This is a genomic window from Amycolatopsis sp. PSD-21, from assembly GCF_055561455.1.
The window spans coordinates 6,064,424-6,084,094 of record NZ_CM145712.1 but is presented as its reverse complement, the minus strand read 5'-3'; the positions used below and the strand labels follow the sequence as shown (position 1 = coordinate 6,084,094).

Sequence of the window (19,671 nt, the reverse complement as noted above, 5' to 3'; positions counted from 1 at the left end):
TTCCAGTACGTTGCCGGATATGACCGCGTCGCCGGAGGATGTGCCGGAGCAGGTGCTGCGCACCTCGATCGTGGAGCGGTTGTTCGCTCGTGAAGCCGACCCGCGCCCGCTGTTCACGCACCAGGACCACAGCGCCGGTGTGGACAGCTCGGTCACCTGGACGGCGTTCGTCTCGCGCGTGCGAGTGGTCGCGGGCGCGCTGCGCCAGGTCGCACGGCCGGGTGATCGTGCGGCCGTGCTCACCGGCCAGGACCTGAATTACCCCTTGGCGTTCTTCGGAGCGCTCGCCGCCGGGCTCATCGCCGTGCCGTTGATGGCACCCGGCAGCCCATCCCAGCGAGCCAGGCTCACCGGTGTGCTGGAGGACAGCGGCGCACGGGTTTGGCTGACCTCTTCGGCCGCGGCCGCGAAGGTCCGCGAAGCGGGCACGCCGGACCACCTGATCGTGGTCGACGAACTGTCCGGGCCGGGGGCCGATCCGGTCCCCGTCGCACCGGAAAGCCCCGCGTATCTGCAGTACACGTCCGGGTCGACCCGCGAACCCGCCGGTGCCGTGATCCCGCACCGGGCGGTGGCCGCCGCCTGCTGGCAGGCGAGCCGGGCCTACGCCGTCGACGAAGGCACGACCTGTGCCGGCTGGATCCCGTTCTTCCACGACATGGGCCTGATCCAGCTGCTGTGCCTGCCGGTCCACGCGGGGGCGCGATCGGTGTTCATGTCGCCCGCCGAATTCGTGCACCGTCCGGCGCGCTGGCTCCGTCAGCTCGCGGATCACCCGGCCGTGTTCACCGCCGCGCCGAATTTCGCCTTCGACCTGGCCGTCGAAGCGGCCGGAGAAGCGGGGGACGACCTCGACCTCTCCGACGTCCGGATCGCGCTGAACGGCGCCGAGCCGGTGCGGCCGGACACGGTCGCGCGCTTCCGGGAGACCTTCGGCCCGCGCGGATTCCGTGCCGACGCCCACCGTCCGTCCTACGGCCTGGCCGAGGCCACCGTGTACGTCGCGAGCGCGGACGCGGAAGGACCGCGTAGCGCGGTGTTCGACCGCGAAGCCCTCGCGCAGGGCCATGCGATCGAGGTGCCGGAAGGTCAGGAACTCGTCTCGGTCGGCCGGCCGCTCGGCCAGCGGGTCCGGATCGTCCGGGACGGGGTGGCGCAGCCCGACGGCCTCGCCGGGGAGATCTGGATCCACGGGCCGAACGTCGCGGCGGGGTACTGGGGCCGTGGCGACGCCGCCGCGTTCGGCGGCGAACTCGACGGCGTCACCGGCTGGCTGCGCACCGGTGACCTCGGCGTGGTCCACCGCGGCGATCTCTACATCACCGGCAGGCTCAAGGACCTCATCGTCATCGACGGCCGCAACTTCCACCCGCAGGACATCGAGGCGGTGGCGGGTGAGGCGCATCCGGCGATCCGCCGCGACCGCGTCGCCGCATTCGGTGTCACGGACGAAAGGGGAGAAGGGGCGATGTTGGTAGCCGAATGGGCAAAAAACGCCGAGGCGGATGTCAAAGAAGTGACGAGAGTGGTATTGCGCGCCGTTTCCAGGGAACATGATCTGACGCTGAGATCGGTACGTCTGGTTCCCTCCGGTGACCTTCCGCGCACTTCCAGTGGCAAGGTCGCGCGATCCGCGGCGAGGGCGCGTTATAGTCGGCCCCGTGGGTGATCACCGCGCGGAGGTCGTGAAGGTCGTCAGTGAGACTTTTCGGCTTGATCCCGCCGAAATCGAGTCCGACGCGCCGCTCGAAGAGCTGGGTATCGACTCCAAGGGACGGATAAGACTCCTGTCGGCGCTGGAGATCTACCACGACGTGAGGATCGATCTGGACCAGCTGGACCGGTTCACCGACATCGGGTCGGTGGCCGAGGTGCTCGCAGAGGCACTCGGCGTCAAGGCCGACGGATCCGACGAAAGGCGCTGAAAAGAATGAGCGGGGGCTTCACCGCGGCGACCGATGCGCTTTCATCGGCGTCGAAGAACATCGGAAAGCTGACGGAACAGCTGCTCGAAGACAATCCGGATCTGTCGAACACCCCGGTGAACGCGGCGGGCTTCGGCCAGGCGCACGGCGACCACGCGAAGAAGTACACCGACGGCGTGGCGGCGTTGTGGGCGTCGGTCCAGGGGTACAGCACCACGCTCGGCTCGTTCGGCACGAACCTCGGTACCGCCGCCACCGCCTACGGCACCAACGAGGACGAGCAGAAGAACAAGATCACCGAGACGGGGATGCGCTAGTGGCCACCGAAACCACCTGGACCGACGTCAAGGCCGTCCTCGACGACCCGGCCGTCCCCGCCGAGCAGAAGACCAAGCTCATCGGCTCGTGGATGCGGACGCATCCGGCGCCTCCGCCGTGGTCGGCGGACCAGGAGCCGGAGGACATCAAGCGCAAGCGCGAGGAAGCCGAGAAATACGCGGCGTCCTACAACGCCATCCCGTTCCTGGCGTCCGACGACGTCGGCAAGGTCTACGACGAGGCGAAGAAGGCCGGAGATCAGGCCAGCTTCAACCAGAACGAAGAGACGAAGGCCGTCGACGAAGGCAACAAGAAGCTCGACGGCGTGAAGGAACCCACCGCCGAGGGCGCCGGGACCAAGACGTCGGACGAGATCTTCGACGCCGCCGCGCCCGCGCTCAAGGTCTTCCAGACCTTCGGCTCGCTGCTGGCGAAGGTTCCGGAAGACTGCCGTGGAGCTTCTCGCGCGCTCGATTTCGACAAGGACATCCAGAAGCCGTTCGACGAGCAGCGCGGGATCAGTTTCAAGAACTTCGTCGACGACGCCGCTCACTTCAAGACCGGTGCGAAGACCGTGCAGAAGGCCATCGACGACACCGGTTCCCAGCTGACCACGCTGTACGGCACCTGGACCGGGAAGGCCGCCGACGCCTCGTCGGCCAACTACAACGAGAAGATCCTCCCCAAGGCCAAGAAACTTTCGCAGACACTGGACAACGCGAGCGAAGCGACGCTGCACACCACCGCCACGGTCTTCAAGCTGTGCAAGGGCAAGGCCGACACGGTCGTCGACCTCTACAAGGAGATCGTCGGCAAGGCGGACTTCACGATGGCGCAGAAGGTCATCGCCATCGCCGCCGGCGAGAAGAGCGGCAAGGAGGACCTCGGCGCGATCGCGGGCTGGATGGACGTCAACTTCGGCTCCAATCTGGTCCAGCAGCTGAACAACGACGGCTGCTGCGACGACGACGAGTTCAAGAAGGCGGGCCAGAACCTCGCCAAGCAGTGGATCCAGAACCAGTTCATCCCCGAGATGTGGACCATCATCTACGAGGGATTCGCCAAGTCCTGCAAGGAAACCAAGGATTTCGTCAACCAGGCCTACGACGAGCTCGACAAGGTCATGGGCAAGGTCAAGAACGAGTTCGAAGGCGCGGGCGCCGGTGGAGCCGGTGGCACGGGTGGCGGCCCTGGTGGCACGGGCGGTGGCCCCGGCGGCACGGGCGGCGGGCCAGGCGGTCAGGGGCCGGACTTCACCGGTGGCCAGGGCGGACCGGGCGGTGGCCCCGGTGGTGGTCCTGAAGGCTCGGGAACCGGTGGACCTGGCGGTGGGCCGGGCGGTTCGGGCAAGGGCCCGGACTTCACCGGTGGCACGGGCGGCGGACCAGGCGCGGGTCAGGGTCCAGACTTCACCGGCGGCACCGGCGGCGGTCCGGGCGGCGGCGGCCCCGAGGGCGGCTCCGGCAGCGGCCCCGGTGGCGGTGGTTCCGGTCCCGACGGGAGCGGTACCGGTCCGACGGGCGACGTCAAACCCCCGCCGGTCCCGGACGTGAAGATTCCCGAGAGCGGCTCCGGGGCTCCGGGTGGTTCCGGCGGCGGTCCGGACGCGAACAAGGATCAGACGTCGCCCTCGGGCGTGACCCCGCCGCCGTCGAACGGCGACGAGCAGAAGGCCGCGGCCGAAGAGGCGAAGAAGCAGGCCGCCGCGGCGGCCGAGAACGCGAAGAAGCAGGCGTCCGAGGCGCTGGGCAAGCTGGGCGACGGTCCGGCCGGTGCCGACCTCGGTGGTTCCGGCGGCTCCGGGCCGGGCGGTTCGAGCCCCGGTGGCGGTGGCAACACCGACGCTGCGGCCGAAGCCAAGGCGGCGGCCGAGAAGGCCGGTGAGGAGGCGAAGAAGCAGGCTTCCGACGCGCTGAACAAGCTGGGCGACGCCCCCGGCGGCATGGGCGACACCGAAGGCAAGGACGGCGACTCGAAGGACGGCGAGAAGTCCGCCGACGAGGCGAAGAAGAAGGCGTCGGACGCCTTGGACAAGCTCGACGACGAGCTGTCCGACGAAGACAAGCTGACCGGTGACAAGCCCGGTGAGGACGGCGGCAAGGCCGAGGACGGCGAACGCGAGACCCTCAAGGTCAAGCAGGGCGACACGACCTTCGAGATGACCGAGCCGGACGAAGACGGCGAGATGGAGATCAAGGTCGGGGACGGTTCCGGGCCCGCCAAGGACTTCAAGCTCGACTGGACCGGCGACGGCGACGAGTCCAAGCTGGGCTCGACCCCAGGCCAGGACGACGGGAAGCCGGACAAGGACGGTGTCCACCGTCCCGGTCCGGACGGCAAGATCCACATCCAGGACGGCGATGTGAAGATCACCGCCGAACGGCCCGACGGTCCCTCCGGGCCGACGGTCGTCACCGTCGACGACGGCACCGGCAAGCCGACGACGTACACCCTCGGCGAGGACAAGCCCTCCACCGACAAGCCCTCCACGGACAAGGCGGCACATCCAGCGACCCCCGTCACCGGGACGGCGCAGCCCGACTCCAAACCGGAGTTCACCCCGCACCACGGTGGCGGTGGGACCGTCCCCGACGGGATCCGCGCCGGTGACATCGGAGGCGGTGGCGGTGGTGGTTTCGGAGGCGGCGGCGGTAGTGCGCCGTCGATGCCCTTCGAGACCGCGAGCCCCGCGACGGGCCAATCGCTCAGCGAAGGCGTGCACACCGGCGGCGGTGGGACCCAGCAGCCGCAGCCCGTGGCCGCGGGTGCCCCGTCGGCTCCGATGGGCAGCCCGTCGGGTCAGTCGTTCGGCGGCGGCGCGATGCCGCCGATGGGCATGGGTGCCGGCGGAGGGGGCGGCCAGGGCGGAGACCAGGAACGGACCAACCGCGCGTACCGGATCGAGGGCGAGGTGTTCGACCAGATCAACGAACCCACCGGCCGCATCACCGGTTCGCTGCTGGACGACGAGGATCAGTCGGTCACCCGCAAGCGGTGAGCCGGGTCAGGGGAGAACAGATGAGCGCCGATGACACCGCCGCCATGAAGGCGACCCTGGACGGCCTGGTCCGCGAGCAGTCGGAGCGCCGGGCGCTGCGGGACAAGCGCGCCGACGAGATCAAGGCGAGCTCGCAGGAGTTCATGACCAAACAGGTCGCGACCGCCCAGCGGTACGTCGAGCACCGGCGGGAGCTGGGGCAGCGCAAGACGAAGTCGGGCTGGAGCACCGACCGGTCGCACGCGCGGCCGGGGGCGGCGTCGCCGTTCGAAGACGAGCCCGTGGACATGGCGGCTCCGTTCGCTTCGGAGCCGCCTGCCCGCCCGGGGCGGGACACGCCCCGGCGCGCTCCCCGCACCCGCCCGGCACCGGCGGACGACGAGGACGACGCGTTCCTCAACAACCGCTGGCGCGACTGAACGCCATCGGCACGGGTTTGCCCTTGCCGCCCCGGGGTATCCGGGGCGGTGAGGCGAGCCGGAACGAGCCGGCCGGTTATCCAGGGCGGATGGGTTCATGGTCGACGTGAAGATGACGGTAGACGCTTCTCCCGAGCGTGTGTTCGAGGTGCTCGCGGATGGCTGGACGTACGCGGCGTGGGTCGTGGGGGCCTCCCACATCCGTGACGTCGACGCGGGCTGGCCGGCGCGGGGGACGCGGATCCACCACTGTGTCGGGTCGTGGCCACTCCTGCTCGACGACGTCACCAAGGTGCACGTCGCCGACCCGCCGAGGCTGCTCGAACTCGACGCGCGGGCCTGGCCCTTCGGCACCGCGCGGATCCGGTTGGAACTGCGGGAAACCGCGCCGGGGACCACGGAGATCCTGATGTCCGAGCAGGCGACCCGCGGGCCGGGACGTCTGCTGCCGGAGGCCGCGCAGGCGCTCTTCCTGGTGCCGCGGAACCGGGAATCCCTGCGACGTCTCGCGGATCTCGCGAAGGGCCGCGAAGCCGCTCAGCCGCCGGCTTGATCCTGGTGGCTCGGCCGCCCGAGCCGGATCCGATCGCGCGGCGGGTCGAGCGGGCGGCTGTCTCCCCGTCGCCCGGCGCGGATGGCGGCGAGCAGTTCCTTGATCGTGGTCGCCGCGTCGTGGCGGGGCCGCCAGCCGAGTTCCTCCCGCGCGCGCCGGGTGTCCACAAGGGACGCCCGATCGGCGAGCCGCAGCCAGGACGGATGCAGTGGTTGCAGGCCGAGCCGCCAGCTCGGCCAGGCCAGCCCGGTCAGCAGCCGCAGCGGTACGGGAATCCTGAACCCGCCTGCCAGTCCGGCGAGGTCGCGGCTGTCGAGGACGGGTTCGCCGGCGAGGTTGAACGCACCGGTCGCGCGGCGGTCGAGGATCGCCCGGATCGCCTGTGCCACATCGTCGGAGTGCACGACCTGCATCCGCAGCCCCGGCCACAACGGCACCGGCAGCCATTTGCCGCCGAGCGGCAACGGCGGCGCGAGCGGGCTGAGCAGCCACCCCGAGAACTCGGCCGCGGCGTCCGGCTGCACGACACCGCACGGCCGGATCCGCGCCACCCCGATCTCGGGGTGATCACGGCAGAATTCGTCCAATTTGGACTCGAAAGCCGCTTTTCCCGCGCTGTAGGCGCTTTCGGGGAGACCGCCGCAGGGCCACTCCTCGTCCACCTCGGCCCAGCGGTCCGCCGGGGTGTAGGCGGCGACAGACGACGCGCACACGATGTGCTTCACGCCGGCGTCGGCGGCCGCGCGCAGGACGTTCGCGCTGCCCGCCAGGTTGGTCCGGCGCATGGCCGGATCGTCGGCACGCGGATGGATCGCCCACGCGAGATGCACCACGGCGTCCGCGCCGCCGAAGATTTCGGTCAGCCGTGGCCAGGCGTCGTTCGCGCCGATGTCCTGCTGGACCCAGCTGGCCGACGAGTAGGGCGCGGCGGACGTGTCGGGGTGGCGGCGTGCCACTCCGAGCACGTCGTGATCCTCTCCGGCCAGTGCCCGGAGCAACGCGGTCCCGATATTGCCGCTCGCCCCGGTGACGACGATCTTCATCCGCGAGTCCTCATCGGTAGACGGCGCGGTGCGCGGCACGCACCGTCGCGCGATAGACGGAACCGGCCCAGCCGTCCCTGGTCAGCGCCGCCCTGGCGGCGTTCGAGCCGGGCGCGCCGTGCACCGCGCCGCCGGGATGCGCCGACGCGGACGCCAGGAAGAGCCGGTCGATCGGCGTGTCCGCCCGGCCGAGACCGGGGACGGGCCGGAAGAAGAGCTGCTGCTGGATGGCCGCGGTCCCGGCGTTGATCGAACCTTCCACCAGGCTGTGGTTCCCTTCCTCGAGTTCGGCGGGCCCGGCGATCGCGCGGCCGGCGATCAGGCCGCGGAAACCAGGCGCGTGCTTCTCGATGACCTCCTCCATCAGGTCCGCGTACCGGCGCAACCGGGAAGCGGACCAGGACTCGCCCCTCGGCACATGCGTGTAGGCCCAGGCCGATTCGGTCCCGGCGGGGGAGCGGGTCGGATCCGCGGTGGTCATCTGCCCGAGCAGCAGGAAGGGATCGTGGGGCACCCGTCCGCAAGCGAGATCGTTGGCGATTCCGGCGAGGCCGTCGAGGTCCGCTCCGATGTGGACGGTACCCGCTTCGCCGACTTCGGCGGCGCTCCACGGAATGGGCGAGGACAGCGCCCAGTCCACTTTGATCGTGGCGTCGTCCCAGACGAACCGGTCCAGATCGGACACCAGCCGCGCGGGAAGGTGCGCGGCGCCGACCAGATCCCGGTAGAGCACCGGAGCGGGGACGTCGGCGAGCACGGCCTTGCGGGCACGGACCGATCGTCCGTCCGCGTCCCGTACACCCACCGCCCGGCCGTCCGAGACCGTGACTTCGGTGACCGGCGTACCGCAGACGACCTCGCCGCCCTTGGCGGACAGGCGGTTCACCAGCGCGTCGGTCAGACGGCCCGCCCCGCCTTCCGGCACCGGGAATCCGACGTCCTGGCCGAGCATGGTCAGCAGCCAGCCGAAGACACCGCTCCCGGCCTGGTCGGGGCCGAGGTCGGTGTGCATGGCGTTGCCCGCGAGCAGCAGACGGGCGCCCTCGCCGTGGAACTTCTCCTTGCCGAGGCCGCGGGCGGTCAGGGTCAGCATCCTCGCCAGCCGGAGCGATTCCGCCGTGCCGAGTGTCTTGAACAGCCGCGTCCCCGACCGCACCGGCGGAAAGGGGCGCACGATCGCGTCGAGCAGCGGTTCGCGCAGACGCTGCCAGTTCGCGTGCTCGGCCCGCAGGCTGTCCGCGTCCCGCGCGTCGAACTCCGCAACGGAACGAGCCGTGCGGTCGAGGTCGCGGGACTGCAGGACGTACCGGTCGTCGGGCAGCACATGCGCCAGCACCGCCGGCGCGTGCCGCCACCGAAGGCCGTGGTCCTCGAGGTTCAGCCCGGCGAGTACCGGCGACGCCGCGCCGAGCGGATAGAAGGCGCTGTAGACGTCGTTGCGGAAACCCGGCGCGGTGAGTTCCTCGGTCCGTACCGCGCCCCCGGGCGCGGCCGTGGCCTCGATCACCAGCGTCTCCCAGCCGGCGTCGGCCAGGAGATTGGCCGCGACCAGGCCGTTCGGCCCCGATCCGATCACCACGGCGTCGACTTCCATGGTCAGGGCATACCCCGGACGGGCGGATTCAATCCCCGTAGATCTACTTCGCCCGCATGGACAGCCAGGCCTCGTGCTGCTCTTCGGTCGTGGCCCAGAGGGCCGCCAGTTCGCCGGTACCGATGTCCTCCACCGGAATACGGAACTCGCGCAGCGTCTCGGCGAACTCGTCGAGAGAGGCCAGGGTGTGGCGGTCGCCGTCGCCGCGTTTGAGCGTGCGCGCCCGAAGAGCCAGTTCGCGGCCGTCACGATGATGTTGCGCCACCAACACCTTGGCGAACGGCGAGTCCGGGGACCTGATCTCGGCCCGGTCGGCGAATTCGGTGACCTCGCGGGGCTCGGTGCGGTAGTCGCAGGAGCCGACCGTGCCACCGGGATGGTGGTGCATCCGCCAGGTCCCGTCGTCGAGGCGCTCGATCCGGAAGGGCAGTTCCCCTTGCCGGTACGTGCCTTCCCGCACCGGGAGGGGTTCGAGGAACGCGTCGCCGATCCCGGTGTCGGCGAGCCAGGTCTGCCCGTCGACGTCGACCAGCAGGGCGATGTGGTTGCCCCATTGGCCCTCGCCGCGGGTCGAGCGCAGGACAGCGCCCTCCACGACGGTCACCGCGAATCCCGCCGCTCGCAGCAGAAGGGCGAGCGCGCCGTTCATCTCGTAGCAGAGACCGCCGCGGCGACGGCGCGTGAACTTGTCGATCAAGGCCTCCTGGTCGAGCAGGATCGTCCTGCCGAGCTGGAGGTCGAGGTTCTCGTAGGGCACGCGCAGCCGCCAGGCCCGGTGCAGGTTCCGGAGCGTGGCCGGATCCGGGCGGACGGGCTCGCGGTACTCCAGCCGGTCGAGGAACGCGTCGAGGATCATGGGGCCTCCTTGAGTAGATCGACTCTAAAGTTAGAGTAGCTCTAATTTTGGCGTCGATCCAGTATGCTGCTCCTCATGACCGAGCCGGTGGGTTTGCGGGAACGGAAGAAATGGCGCACCCGGAAGGTGTTGATCGAGACGGCGTACCGGCTTTTCGAACGACAGGGCTACGACCGGACGACCACCGCCGAGATCGCCGCGGCCGCCGAGGTGTCCACCGCGACGTTCTTCAACCACTTCGCGACCAAGGAAGACCTCCTGCTCACCGACGACGGCGAACACCTCCTGCGCGTGGGCCTGGACGTGCTCGCCACGCGCGAGGCGGGCGAGACACCCGGCGGGCTTCTGCGGCGCGCCATGCTCGAGATGCTCGCCGAGGCGGGCGAGGGTCTCCGCGATCCGGGCGCCGAGCCGGAGCGGATCCGGCTGGACCTCATCACGTCGGTGCCGTCGTTGCGAGCGACGATGCTGCAGCGCGCCTTCGACGCTCAGGAGCGGCTTTCGGCCGCGTTGTGCCGAGCCTGCGAGATCGACGAGGTCGACGCCGCGGCGCTGGTCGGTGCCGCCACCGGGGCGGTCTTCGCGGCCGGGCGGACGGCCCTCCGCCTCGGGACTCCGCTGGACGAGGCGATGCGCCGCGCGATCGAGCTCGCGACGGCCTGACCGGGCGGTTTCACGAACGGTGCCAGGCGATCCCGCGGTAGGCGGAGCTGTCCGCCGCGAAGCCGTAGCCGATGACGACGGTGCCGGTCGCGTTGATGTGCTGGGCCACTATCGCCGTGATACCGGCAGGTGACGGGAGCGGGAAGGGTGTCGCGTCCGCGTCCCAGCGCACCGGCCGCACCCTTCCCTCGCGCACGGACTCGCCGACGACGGTCCCGGCCTCGTCGACGTCGAAACATGTACTGGCGGCGTCCGAAGGCAGGGGCCGGAGCACGGTGGGCCGTCCTTCGCGATCCCAGCGCGCCGCGACGCCGCGCCGGTCCGGCGTCAGGCCCCAGCCGATCGCGTCACCCCGCCCGGTGATCCGGACGACCTGCCCCGCGGAGAACTCCGGTTCACCGGTCAGCAGGACGGTGCCTCCGTCGCGGTGCCACACGACACCGTCGCCGAGGATGGCGCCAGCGTCGGTGATCCCGCATGCCGTCGTACGGCGGGGCGGGGGCAGGGTGCTGATCTTCCCCGAGGACGTCCAGCGCACCGCGGTGCGGACGCCCGAGCCGTTCCTGGCCGATCCGACGACCTCGTCCAGCCCGTTCAGGTCCTGTCCCTGTGTCTCGCCGTCCCCCGGCAGGGTGGCGAGTTCGACGATCTCACCGTCCGGTGCCCAGCGCAGCGCCCGCCAGCGGTGGCCCGGCCACATCGCGTTCCCCAGGATCGACCCGCGCGCGTTCACCCGGCACGCCGTGCCGGAGAGCGCCCCGGCGGGGAGTTCGAGCGCGCGCACCCGGCCGTCGGGCCACCAGCACACGGGCCGCAGGTGTTCGCCGGCGACGAGTGAACCCACGATGGCGCTCGCGGCATTGACGCCGACCGCGCGTCCGCCGGAGCAGCCGTCGAGGAGAGGCAACGGGGTGGGATGTCCGTCGCGATCCCAGCGCGCCGGCCGTGACCCGGACTCGCCCACGATCACCCCGGCGTCGTTCACGCCGTAGGCGCCGGTTCCCTCTCCGCCGGAGAGCGGCCGCAGGCCGACCGCCGTGAAGCCGGGTCCCTCTGGCATCGGATCGGGCACGAGTGGGCAGCCTAGTGCGACGGCGCACGCGATGGGGAAACTTGCACTGACCGGGTGACGCGGCACTCCACAATGGACCTGGCTACGGCGTCAGCACGATCCGGCCGAACACTTCGCCGTCGTCCATCTTCCGGTGCGCCAGCACGGCTTTCTCCAGTGGCAGCACCTCGTGCACCACCGGACGCAGTTCACCGCGCGCCGCCGTGCCGAACTGCTCCGCGCTCACCGCCCGCCTATCCGGCTCGGGGATCGAGTCCGCGCTGAAGGCCGCGAACGACAAGGACTTCCGGAAGGCCGCCATCAGCTTCGCGCCGAAATCCGCCGGGGGCATGCCCGCGACCACGCCGACGAGGACCATGCGGCCGTTCGGATTCAGGCGGTCGAAGAAGGACGGCATGTCCACACCGGACACGATGTCGATGACGACGTCGTACCCCGGCGGCCCGGCCCCCTCGCCGGACCGGTCGAGGACGTGGGTCGCCCCCAGTTCGCGCAGGCGCTCGCCGCGTTCGGCCGAGGACGTCGTGACCGCCACCGCGCTCGCGCCACCCTGCGCCGCGAGCTGCACCGTCATGATCCCGATGCTGCCCGCCGCCCCGCGCACGAGCACCGATTCGCCCGGCGCGAAATGGGCGTGGGCGAGCGCGAAATGGGCCACCATGCCGGAAGTCCCGATGGCCACCGCGTCGGTGGCGGGCAGGTCGCCGGGAAGCGGGAGGATCCTGTCCGCCGGGGCGGCCACCTGTTCGACGTAGCCGCCGCCCTCGCCGGTGAACGTCCAGACCCGCCGCCCGGCCAGGGCCGGATCGACCCCGCCGCCGACCGCCGTGACGGTTCCGGCCACCTCGTTGCCGGGGACGAATCCTTCCTGGAAGCCGCCGAGACCGGCCAGAGCGCCGCTGCGGATCACGGTGTCGACCCCGCCGACACCGATCGCTTCCACGTCGATCAGCACTTCTCCCTCGGCGGGAACGGGGGAGGGGACGTCGATCACGGCAAGGCCTTCGGGGGCGCCGAACGTCCGGATCTCGACTGCGCGCATTTCGTCTCCTGGTCGTCGATCACTGGTCCGGCGGACGGTAACGGACGCCCCGTCCGTTTTGGCTAAACTGAGAGCGGTGACCGATCGTTTGCCTCGGATCCCGCGCTCCGACGCCGTGGACAACCGGGAACGCATCCTCGAAGCGGCTCGCGCGCTGTTCGCCACCGAGGGCCTGAACGTGCCGTTGCGGGAGGTCGCGCGCCGCGCGGGAGTCGGCCCCGCCACGCTGTACCGACATTTCCCGACCAAGGAGATCCTGGCGACGGAGGCGTTCGCCGAGCAGATGCGCACCTGTCACGCCGTCGTCGACGAAGGGCTCGCGGATCCTGACCCGTGGCGCGGCTTCTGTTCCGTGATCCAGAGGATCTGCGAGCTGCATTCGCGCGACCGGGGCTTCACGGCGGCCTTCGTCTCGGCCTTCCCCAAGGCGGTGGACTTCACTGCGGATCGCGACCACGCGCTCAAGGCGATCGCCGAGCTGGCGGGCCGGGCCAAGGACACCGGGAAGCTGCGCCCCGATTTCGTCCTCGACGACCTGATCCTCATGCTCATGGCCAACAACGGGATCCAGGCCGCTTCGGCGGCCGCGCAGGTGGCGGCGTCCCGCCGGTTCGCCGCACTCGCGATCCAGGCCTTCCGGGCCGCGCCGGAACGGTCGCCGTTGCCGCCGGTGGCGCGGCTGGCCCTCGTGCTGCCGGGAGTGACCCGCTGACTCATTTCCTGCGGGCTTCGAGCCCTTCCAGGATGAGGTCGAGGCCGTAGGCGAATTCCTTCGTGTGGTCGTAACCCGGCCGCCGGGCATGCTCGGTGATCACCTCGGCCAGATGCGGGAACTCGTCCCGTGGCAGGCCGTCCAGGATGTCGCCCGCGACCTCCGGGACGTCTTCGCTCAGCGGGAGGTTCGACTCCTGCAGCACGAATCCGCCGATGTAGCTGTCGATGAGCGAGACGGCGTGTACCGCCATCGGGACCGTGAATCCCGCCCGCCTAAGGACACCGAGGACGGCGTCGTGGTGGCGTAGCGTCGCCGGCCCCGGATTCCGCCGGGAGTCCATGAGGCCCAGCGCCCAGCTGTGCCGCGAAAGGACCGCGCGCGCGGACGAAGCACGCGCGCGGATCGCCTCACGCCAATCGACGGCGCCGGGGTCCGGCAGCTCGATCGCCGCGAACACCGCGTCGACGACGCCGTCGAGGATCGCGTCCTTGTTCGGCACGTGGTGGTAGAGCGACATGGCCTCCACGCCGAGGTGCTGCGCGACCCGGCGCATCGTCATCGCCTCCACGCCGCCGCGATCGGCGACTTCGATCGCGGCCTTCAGTACGCGGTCCCTGGTGAGTGATCGGCGAGGCGGCACGTTGACAACCTTACAGGTGTAAGACAACCTTACGGGTGTAAGGCCATCGAGAGGAGAGACCGATGCCGATGCCGAGATGGTGGGGCCACATCAACAAACGGGTGTTCAACCCCCGTGCGATCGCCGGAGGGAGGTATCCGGTGCTGATCCACGTCGGCCGCAGTTCCGGAAAGACCCGCCACACGCCGCTCGACGCGCATCCCGTCGACGGCGGCTACCTGTTCGTCCCGGTGTACGGCCCGGAGGCGGACTGGGTGCGCAACATCCTGACCGCGGGGGAAGCGCGGCTCCGGATCGATGGACGGGAAGTGGACCTCACCCGCCCGCGGCTCGTCGGGGCGGAGGAATTCCCCGACGGCGTGACCCGTCCGCCGAAATTGCTCCGTGTCACCGAATTCCTCCGGATGGACCTGAAACCCTGAGAGGACCCTGTGCTCCGTTAGTACCAGGGAGGGAGGCGGTGTCGTCCTCCAAGCCGATGTCCGGTGTGCCCGTGCCTTCGTAGTTTTGCCGATATGAAACGCACTTCAGTCGTCATGGCCGTGCTTTGCGCGGCAACGCTCGTCACCCCGGCCGTCGCGTCCGCGGCGCCATCGCTTCAGCGGACACTGCAGCGCGATGCCGACACGCTCGTCGCGAACGGGTCGCCCGGCGTGCTCATGGAGGTCAGCACGGCGAAGGGCGGCGTCAAGGTGCGCAGCGGCCACGGCGATCTGCGCACCCGGACCGCGGTGCCGTGGAACGGGCACTTCCGGATCGCGAGTTTCAGCAAGACGTTCCTGGCCGCGACGATGCTCCAGCTCGTCGGCGAGGGACGGCTTTCCTTGGAGGACAAGGTGGACCGGTGGCTTCCGGGGGTGGTGAGCGGGAACGGCAACGACGGCAAGGCCATCACCGTGCGGCAGCTGCTGCAGCACACCAGCGGGCTGCACGACTACATGGCGGAACTGGACATGTTCACCGAGAAGGGTTTCCTGCGGCACCGGTTCGACGAGCTGAGCGCGTCCGAGGCGGTGAAGCTGGCGGTCGGAAAGCCGCCGGAGTTCGCGCCGGGGACGAGCTGGGGCTACTCCAACACCAACTACGTCCTCGCCGGGATGGTGACCGAGAAGGTGACCGGGCGGGGCTGGCGACAGGAGATCATCGACCGGATCGTCCGCCCGCTGGACCTGCGCGAGACCACCCTGCCGTATACGTCGCCGTTCATCCCGGCACCGCACGCGCGAGGGTACGACCGGTTCGTCGTCGAGGGCTCGAATCCGCCGCGGCTCGGACGGCGGGTGGACGTGACGCTGATGAATCCGTCGATGGGCGGGGGAGCGGACGGGTCGATCAACAGCACCACCGAGGACGGCAACAAGTTCCTGCGGGCGCTGCTGGGTGGCAAGGTGCTCCCGCCGTCCATGCTGGCCGAAATGAAGAAGACCGTGCCCGCCCCGGGGCTCGGCGCGTACGGGCTCGGCCTGGTGAAGGCGACCGCTTCCTGCGGTGACTACTGGGGCCACGGCGGCGCGCTGCCCGGCTACCTGACGGGCAACGGGGTGACCGAGGACGGCAAGCGCAGCGTGATGGTCTCGCTGAACACGCTCACGCCGTACCACCCCGGCGCCGAACCGCCGCCGGGGAACCCGCTGGACCCGGTGATCGACCACGCCCTCTGCGGCCGCTGACCCGCCTTCGTGAGTGGTAAGGACGGCTAGAACCGTCCTTACCACTCACGAGGTTCAGCACCGGCGATTTCCGTGATCGGGCGGACGACACACGTGACTGGATGGACGACACGCGTGATCAGATGGACGACACGAGCGCTGCCGGGGTTTCGCCGCGTGTCGTCCGCCCGATCACGCGTGTCGTCCGTCTGGTCACGCGAATCCGCCGGCGGAACGTAGCTCAGTGAGCGTGGCGGTGCATTCACGAGCCCCAGGACCTCGCCGCCTCCACCAGGGCCGTGACGCACTCCGCGACCGCGGGCCGCGTTTCCCCGTGCGGCTGCACCGCGTAGAGCTGGCGGTGCAGCACCGGTTCGAGCGGCGCGCACACCACCGCCGGCGGCGCGATCGTGGTGGCCATCCCCGGCACCAGCGTGACGGCGCCGAGCCCGGCGACGACGGCGAACTGCGTCCCGAATCCGCTGACCGTATGCCGCACGATCGGTTCGATCCCGCGTTCCCGCAGCGTCTGGCGGATCCAGGCGTTCGCCAGCGTGGGCCGGGCCCAAGCGACCCAGATCTCGTCCGCGAGGTCTTCGGCGCGCACCGAATCCGCGCCCGCCAGCGGATGCCCGGCCGGGAGCACGATCATCGCCGAGTCGTCGCGCAGTCCGGTCCAGCGGGTCGCGGGCGGGCGGGTGAGCGGCAGGTTCTCCCAGCTCTCGACGACCACGACGTCGAAGACCCCGTCGGCCAGCGCGGGAAGGGCGACTTCGGGTTCGACCTCGTGCAGCCGCGCCTCGATGCCGGGGTGGCGCACGGCGAGCCCGGTGAGCGCCGGCGCGATGAACGTGTGCACCCCCGACGGAATGGCGCCGATCTCGACGACGCCGGTCGTCTCCCCGGTGAGGGAGTCCAGATCCGCGCGGGCGGCGCGGAGTTCGGCGAGCACCCGGTCCGAGCGCTGCGCCAGCAGCAGCCCCGCCGGGGTGAGCCGCACGCCGCGCCCGTGCCGGACCAGCAGCCCGGTGCCCGCCTCCCGCTCCAGTTTGGTCAGCTGCTGGGAGATCGCCGACGGCGTAACGTGCAGCAGTTCGGCGGCCGCGGCGAGCGATCCCCGCCGCCACACCGCGTGCAGCATCCGCAGCCGTTCCACATTGGACAGATCGCCACTCATTAGCCGAGCTTAACCCTCGGGGTAAGAGGATCTCGCTGGTCCTGCCCGCCGCCGTGCGATCGAATCGAAGGCATGCGGCACACCGGATTCTTCGTCGATCCGAGGACACAGGGAGTCCTCGGCGCCCTCGCGATCGCCCTCTCCGCCCCGCTCGTCGCGCTGTCCGGGGTCAGCTCGACGACGGCGACGTTCTTCCGCTGCCTATTCGCGTTGCCGATCCTCGTGGTCCTGGCGCGTTCCCGGGAGCGGGGACGGCGCCCCGCCCCGGCCGCGCGCCGGAGCCACGTGCTGGCAGGCGTCCTGCTCGGGGTCGACATGGTGCTGTGGAGCGAGGCGATCCTCTCCGTCGGCGCCGGAGTCGCCACGGCGCTGGTCAACGTCCAGGTCGTCCTCGTCCCGCTGGCCGGTCTGCTGTGGTTCGGCGAGCGGCCGCCGCGGGCGTTCTGGCTGTCCATCCCGGTGATGCTGGCGGGGACCGCGCTGGCAGGCGGGCTGGCGGACGGCGGCGCCGCGGGCAGCGATCCCTGGTACGGCACCGTCATGGCGGTGCTGGCGGGAGTCGCGTACGCCGGTTACCTGATCCTGTTGCGCCGCGCCGGATCCGACGGCGGCGGGCGCACGACGATGCTCGCCACCGCGACCGCGGCGTCGGCGAGTGTGGGCGGACTTTCGGGCCTGTTCGCCGGAAACCTCGACGTCACGCCGCCGGTTTCGGCGTTGCTGTGGCTGTTCGTGCTGGCCGTGACCGGTCAGGTGCTCGGCTGGCTCCTGATCGGGAAGGCCCTGTCCGCCCTGCCCGCGAGCGGCGGGTCCGCCGTGCTGATGCTGCAACCCGCCGTCGCGATCCTGTTCGGTGCCGCCCTGCTCGGCCAGTGGCCGACACCGTTGCAGCTGGCGGGTTGCGCGCTCGTCGTCGCCGCGGTGGGGGCCGTGTCGTTCCTCGGCGGCCGGTCGTCAGGGAACGACCAGCACCGGCCAGTGCCCGGTCCTGATGAGCTTGGTCGCGACCGACCCCGCGAACCGGTGACCGGCCTGCTGTGAGGCGCCGACCACGACGGTGTCGACCTTGCCGCGGTCGGCGGTGTCGCGGAGCACGGTGTACGGATCGCCGTAGGTCTTCAGGAAGCTGACCGGCACTTCCAGTTCTTCGGCGGCCTCGCGGATCTGCTCGCGGATCTCCGCGTAGAGCTGGACCGCGGTGTCGTGTTCCATCGTCGCCGCGACCGCGGGACCGAGCGCCGGACGGCAGACGAAGGCGACGATCAGCCTGCCGCCCTCGCGTCGTGCCATGCCGAAGGCGAAGGCGGCCGCCCGCATCGCCGTGTCGGAGCCGTCGACCCCGGCCAGGATGGCCCGCTCCGGATGGGGCCGGGGCGGGCCGAAACGCTCCACAGTGGACTCGAAGGCCCCGGCGGCGTTCTCGTTCATCGCGCGACCGGTGCTTCCGACGGCGTCTCCACGTCGAGCGTGGTGCGCAGGGTGAGCGGCTTGAGCAGCAGCGCCGCGATCACGCCCACGACGCCCACCGCCGCGGAGATCAGGAAGATGTGCGCGGTCGCGTCGCCGTACACGGTGTGCACGATCGTCTGGACCTCCGGCGGCAGCGCCTTGAGGTTCAGCGCGCTGACGCTGCCCGTCGACGCCTGGCCCGCCGGCACGTGCAGCGCGGTCGACAGGTCGGCGGTGACCCGGTTCGCGAGCACCGCGCCCAGCACCGAGACGCCGATGGTGCCGCCGAGCGACCGGAAGAACGTGACCGAAGCGCTGGCCGCGCCCAGATCCCGCAACGGCACGGTGTTCTGCACCGCGAGGACGAGGTTCTGCATCGTCATGCCGACACCGACGCCGACGATCGCCATCGCGACACCGACCAGCCACAGCGGCGAGGCGTGGTCGACGGTGCCCAGTCCGAGGAAACCGATCACCAGGGTGATCGTGCCCGCCACGATGTACGGCTTCATCCGTCCGGTGCGGCTGATCAGGCGCCCGGACACGGTCGAGGAGACGAGCACGCCGCCCATCAGCGGGATGGTCAGCAGTCCGGCTTCGGTGGGGGAGTAGCCGCGGCCGACCTGGAAGTACTGGCCGAGGAACACCGCGCCGCCGAACATCGCCATCCCGACCGCGAGGCTCGCGATGATCGCCAGCGCCGGGGTGCGCTGGGTGATGATGTGCAGCGGGACGACGGGTTCGCGGACCTTCCGTTCCACCATCACGGCGAAGGCGAGGAGCACGGCGCCGCCAGCCACCATCACGGCCGTCTGCCACGACAGCCAGTCGAAGCTGTTGCCGACGAAGGAGACCCAGATCAGCAGGACGCTCACGCCCGCCGCGATCAGGCCCGCGCCGAGGTAGTCCACCTGGACGCCTTCCCGGCGCACGGTCTCCAGCTTCAGGGTCCGCTGCAGCACGATGAACGCCGCCACCGCGATCGGCACGCCGACGAAGAAGCACCAGCGCCAGCCGAGCCAAGGCACGTCCACGATCAGGCCGCCGAGCAGCGGCCCGCCGACGGTGGCGACCGCCATGACCGCGCCGAGGTAACCGTTGTAGCGGCCGCGTTCCCGCGGCGGGATGATCGCCGCGATCACGACCTGGACCAGCGCCTGAAGACCACCGACACCGATGCCCTGGAACGCGCGGGCGGCGATCAGCTGCCCGGTGTTCTGGCTGAATCCGCTGATCATCGACCCGATCACGAAGATCACGATGGCGATCTGGACCAGCGTCTTCTTGTTGAACAGGTCGGCGAGTTTGCCCCAGATCGGGGTGGTGGCCGTCGCCGCCAGCAGGGTGGCCGTGACCACCCAGGTGTATTGCGTCTGCGAGCCGTTCAGCGAGCCGATGATCAACGGCAGGGCGGTCGACACGACCGTCGAGCTGATCATCGCCACGAGCAGCGCGAGCAGCAGACCGGACAGCGATTCGAGCACCTGGCGGTGCCCCATCGCCCCTGACGGTGCCTCCGCCGTTGTTCCCTCGGTCTTCATGGCGTCCTTTCGAGCGG

General features: G+C 70.5%; 20 protein-coding genes. 11 read left to right on the top strand and 9 right to left on the bottom strand.

All coding sequences use genetic code 11. The features are described 5' to 3' along the window. The first annotated feature begins 19 nt into the window (after window positions 1-19). The 6 genes from ACZ1DY_RS28415 (at window position 20) to ACZ1DY_RS28390 (ending at window position 6,213) form a co-directional block, all read left to right on the top strand. A complete protein-coding gene (locus ACZ1DY_RS28415; RefSeq protein WP_465481443.1) occupies window positions 20-1,669 on the top strand; it encodes a fatty acyl-AMP ligase in 1,650 nt (549 codons plus the stop codon). Further along, on the top strand, window positions 1,662-1,925 hold the full coding sequence (locus tag ACZ1DY_RS28410; protein ID WP_185927382.1) for an acyl carrier protein: 264 nt from the start codon (window positions 1,662-1,664) through the stop codon (window positions 1,923-1,925). Before ACZ1DY_RS28415 ends, ACZ1DY_RS28410 begins: the two co-directional genes overlap by 8 nt. 5 nt (window positions 1,926-1,930) lie before the next feature. After that, on the top strand, window positions 1,931-2,242 hold the full coding sequence (locus ACZ1DY_RS28405; RefSeq protein WP_126737057.1) for a hypothetical protein: 312 nt from the start codon (window positions 1,931-1,933) through the stop codon (window positions 2,240-2,242). Beyond that, window positions 2,242-5,241, top strand: coding sequence for a WXG100 family type VII secretion target (locus ACZ1DY_RS28400; RefSeq protein WP_465481442.1), 3,000 nt, complete (start codon window positions 2,242-2,244; stop codon window positions 5,239-5,241). Before ACZ1DY_RS28405 ends, ACZ1DY_RS28400 begins: the two co-directional genes overlap by 1 nt. A 20-nt stretch (window positions 5,242-5,261) precedes the next feature. Continuing rightward, window positions 5,262-5,660: a hypothetical protein gene (locus ACZ1DY_RS28395; protein WP_126737055.1), complete on the top strand. Its 399-nt coding sequence runs from the start codon at window positions 5,262-5,264 to the stop codon at window positions 5,658-5,660. 97 nt (window positions 5,661-5,757) lie between these two features. Next, window positions 5,758-6,213 carry an SRPBCC family protein gene (locus ACZ1DY_RS28390; protein WP_257485663.1) on the top strand — a complete coding sequence of 152 codons (456 nt, stop codon included), beginning with the start codon at window positions 5,758-5,760 and terminating at the stop codon, window positions 6,211-6,213. On the opposite strand, the gene ACZ1DY_RS28385 is transcribed toward ACZ1DY_RS28390, so the two are convergent. The 3 genes from ACZ1DY_RS28385 to ACZ1DY_RS28375 are packed head-to-tail and all read right to left on the bottom strand — an operon-like array spanning window position 6,198 to window position 9,706. Beyond that, a complete protein-coding gene (locus ACZ1DY_RS28385; RefSeq protein ID WP_465481441.1) occupies window positions 6,198-7,256 on the bottom strand; it encodes an NAD-dependent epimerase/dehydratase family protein in 1,059 nt (352 codons plus the stop codon). The two genes, ACZ1DY_RS28390 and ACZ1DY_RS28385, sit on opposite strands and share 16 nt — an antisense overlap. Before the next feature lie 10 nt (window positions 7,257-7,266). Continuing rightward, window positions 7,267-8,850 carry a phytoene desaturase family protein gene (locus ACZ1DY_RS28380; RefSeq protein WP_465481440.1) on the bottom strand — a complete coding sequence of 528 codons (1,584 nt, stop codon included), beginning with the start codon at window positions 8,848-8,850 and terminating at the stop codon, window positions 7,267-7,269. 43 nt (window positions 8,851-8,893) lie between these two features. Then, window positions 8,894-9,706: an arylamine N-acetyltransferase family protein gene (locus ACZ1DY_RS28375; RefSeq protein ID WP_465481439.1), complete on the bottom strand. Its 813-nt coding sequence runs from the start codon at window positions 9,704-9,706 to the stop codon at window positions 8,894-8,896. A 75-nt stretch (window positions 9,707-9,781) separates the two neighbouring features. Between ACZ1DY_RS28375 and ACZ1DY_RS28370 the strand changes: the two genes are divergently transcribed. Further along, window positions 9,782-10,369: a TetR/AcrR family transcriptional regulator gene (locus tag ACZ1DY_RS28370; protein WP_465481438.1), complete on the top strand. Its 588-nt coding sequence runs from the start codon at window positions 9,782-9,784 to the stop codon at window positions 10,367-10,369. A 10-nt stretch (window positions 10,370-10,379) separates the two neighbouring features. Here ACZ1DY_RS28370 and ACZ1DY_RS28365 read toward each other — a convergent pair whose 3' ends face one another. Beyond that, entirely contained in the window at window positions 10,380-11,441 is a 1,062-nt protein-coding gene (locus tag ACZ1DY_RS28365) for a hypothetical protein (protein ID WP_465481437.1), read from the bottom strand. A gap of 82 nt (window positions 11,442-11,523) precedes the next feature. Further along, entirely contained in the window at window positions 11,524-12,483 is a 960-nt protein-coding gene (locus ACZ1DY_RS28360; protein WP_465481436.1) for a zinc-dependent alcohol dehydrogenase family protein, read from the bottom strand. A 76-nt stretch (window positions 12,484-12,559) separates the two neighbouring features. Here ACZ1DY_RS28360 and ACZ1DY_RS28355 point away from each other — a divergent pair, with 76 nt between their 5' ends. Then, window positions 12,560-13,195 carry a TetR/AcrR family transcriptional regulator gene (locus ACZ1DY_RS28355; RefSeq protein ID WP_465481435.1) on the top strand — a complete coding sequence of 212 codons (636 nt, stop codon included), beginning with the start codon at window positions 12,560-12,562 and terminating at the stop codon, window positions 13,193-13,195. 1 nt (window position 13,196) lies between these two features. Here the strand turns inward: ACZ1DY_RS28355 and ACZ1DY_RS28350 are convergent, their stop codons facing one another. Continuing rightward, on the bottom strand, window positions 13,197-13,838 hold the full coding sequence (locus ACZ1DY_RS28350) for a TetR/AcrR family transcriptional regulator (protein WP_257485671.1): 642 nt from the start codon (window positions 13,836-13,838) through the stop codon (window positions 13,197-13,199). 62 nt (window positions 13,839-13,900) lie between these two features. Here ACZ1DY_RS28350 and ACZ1DY_RS28345 point away from each other — a divergent pair, with 62 nt between their 5' ends. Together ACZ1DY_RS28345 and ACZ1DY_RS28340 are read left to right on the top strand one after the other, a co-directional pair. Then, window positions 13,901-14,260 (top strand): nitroreductase/quinone reductase family protein, encoded by a 360-nt coding sequence (locus ACZ1DY_RS28345; RefSeq protein ID WP_465481434.1) that lies wholly within the window; start codon window positions 13,901-13,903, stop codon window positions 14,258-14,260. 93 nt (window positions 14,261-14,353) lie between these two features. Continuing rightward, window positions 14,354-15,508: a serine hydrolase domain-containing protein gene (locus ACZ1DY_RS28340; protein ID WP_465481433.1), complete on the top strand. Its 1,155-nt coding sequence runs from the start codon at window positions 14,354-14,356 to the stop codon at window positions 15,506-15,508. 241 nt (window positions 15,509-15,749) lie between these two features. Here the strand turns inward: ACZ1DY_RS28340 and ACZ1DY_RS28335 are convergent, their stop codons facing one another. Then, window positions 15,750-16,664: a LysR family transcriptional regulator gene (locus ACZ1DY_RS28335; protein ID WP_126737044.1), complete on the bottom strand. Its 915-nt coding sequence runs from the start codon at window positions 16,662-16,664 to the stop codon at window positions 15,750-15,752. Between the two features lie 72 nt (window positions 16,665-16,736). On the opposite strand from ACZ1DY_RS28335, the gene ACZ1DY_RS28330 reads away from it, so the two are divergent. After that, window positions 16,737-17,705, top strand: a complete 969-nt coding sequence (locus tag ACZ1DY_RS28330; protein WP_465481432.1) for a DMT family transporter — start codon at window positions 16,737-16,739, stop codon at window positions 17,703-17,705. On the opposite strand, the gene ACZ1DY_RS28325 is transcribed toward ACZ1DY_RS28330, so the two are convergent. Beyond that, window positions 17,619-18,092 carry a universal stress protein gene (locus tag ACZ1DY_RS28325; protein ID WP_465481431.1) on the bottom strand — a complete coding sequence of 158 codons (474 nt, stop codon included), beginning with the start codon at window positions 18,090-18,092 and terminating at the stop codon, window positions 17,619-17,621. The two genes, ACZ1DY_RS28330 and ACZ1DY_RS28325, sit on opposite strands and share 87 nt — an antisense overlap. Next, entirely contained in the window at window positions 18,089-19,654 is a 1,566-nt protein-coding gene (locus ACZ1DY_RS28320; RefSeq protein WP_465481430.1) for an MDR family MFS transporter, read from the bottom strand. Before ACZ1DY_RS28320 ends, ACZ1DY_RS28325 begins: the two co-directional genes overlap by 4 nt. Window positions 19,655-19,671: the final 17 nt, after the last annotated feature.

Excerpts from the sequence above, each read along its gene's own strand:
- ACZ1DY_RS28390 (WP_257485663.1), top strand. The coding sequence starts at position 5,758 with ATGGTCGACGTGAAGATGACGGTAGACGCTTCTCCCGAGCGTGTGTTC.
- ACZ1DY_RS28370 (WP_465481438.1), top strand. The coding sequence starts at position 9,782 with ATGACCGAGCCGGTGGGTTTGCGGGAACGGAAGAAATGGCGCACCCGG.
- ACZ1DY_RS28335 (WP_126737044.1), bottom strand. The coding sequence starts at position 16,664 with ATGAGTGGCGATCTGTCCAATGTGGAACGGCTGCGGATGCTGCACGCG.
- ACZ1DY_RS28325 (WP_465481431.1), bottom strand. The coding sequence starts at position 18,092 with ATGAACGAGAACGCCGCCGGGGCCTTCGAGTCCACTGTGGAGCGTTTC.
- ACZ1DY_RS28395 (WP_126737055.1), top strand. The coding sequence starts at position 5,262 with ATGAGCGCCGATGACACCGCCGCCATGAAGGCGACCCTGGACGGCCTG.
- ACZ1DY_RS28380 (WP_465481440.1), bottom strand. The coding sequence starts at position 8,850 with ATGGAAGTCGACGCCGTGGTGATCGGATCGGGGCCGAACGGCCTGGTC.
- ACZ1DY_RS28340 (WP_465481433.1), top strand. The coding sequence starts at position 14,354 with ATGAAACGCACTTCAGTCGTCATGGCCGTGCTTTGCGCGGCAACGCTC.
- ACZ1DY_RS28385 (WP_465481441.1), bottom strand. The coding sequence starts at position 7,256 with ATGAAGATCGTCGTCACCGGGGCGAGCGGCAATATCGGGACCGCGTTG.
- ACZ1DY_RS28345 (WP_465481434.1), top strand. The coding sequence starts at position 13,901 with ATGCCGATGCCGAGATGGTGGGGCCACATCAACAAACGGGTGTTCAAC.
- ACZ1DY_RS28405 (WP_126737057.1), top strand. The coding sequence starts at position 1,931 with ATGAGCGGGGGCTTCACCGCGGCGACCGATGCGCTTTCATCGGCGTCG.
- ACZ1DY_RS28415 (WP_465481443.1), top strand. The coding sequence starts at position 20 with ATGACCGCGTCGCCGGAGGATGTGCCGGAGCAGGTGCTGCGCACCTCG.
- ACZ1DY_RS28375 (WP_465481439.1), bottom strand. The coding sequence starts at position 9,706 with ATGATCCTCGACGCGTTCCTCGACCGGCTGGAGTACCGCGAGCCCGTC.
- ACZ1DY_RS28320 (WP_465481430.1), bottom strand. The coding sequence starts at position 19,654 with ATGAAGACCGAGGGAACAACGGCGGAGGCACCGTCAGGGGCGATGGGG.
- ACZ1DY_RS28360 (WP_465481436.1), bottom strand. The coding sequence starts at position 12,483 with ATGCGCGCAGTCGAGATCCGGACGTTCGGCGCCCCCGAAGGCCTTGCC.
- ACZ1DY_RS28330 (WP_465481432.1), top strand. The coding sequence starts at position 16,737 with ATGCGGCACACCGGATTCTTCGTCGATCCGAGGACACAGGGAGTCCTC.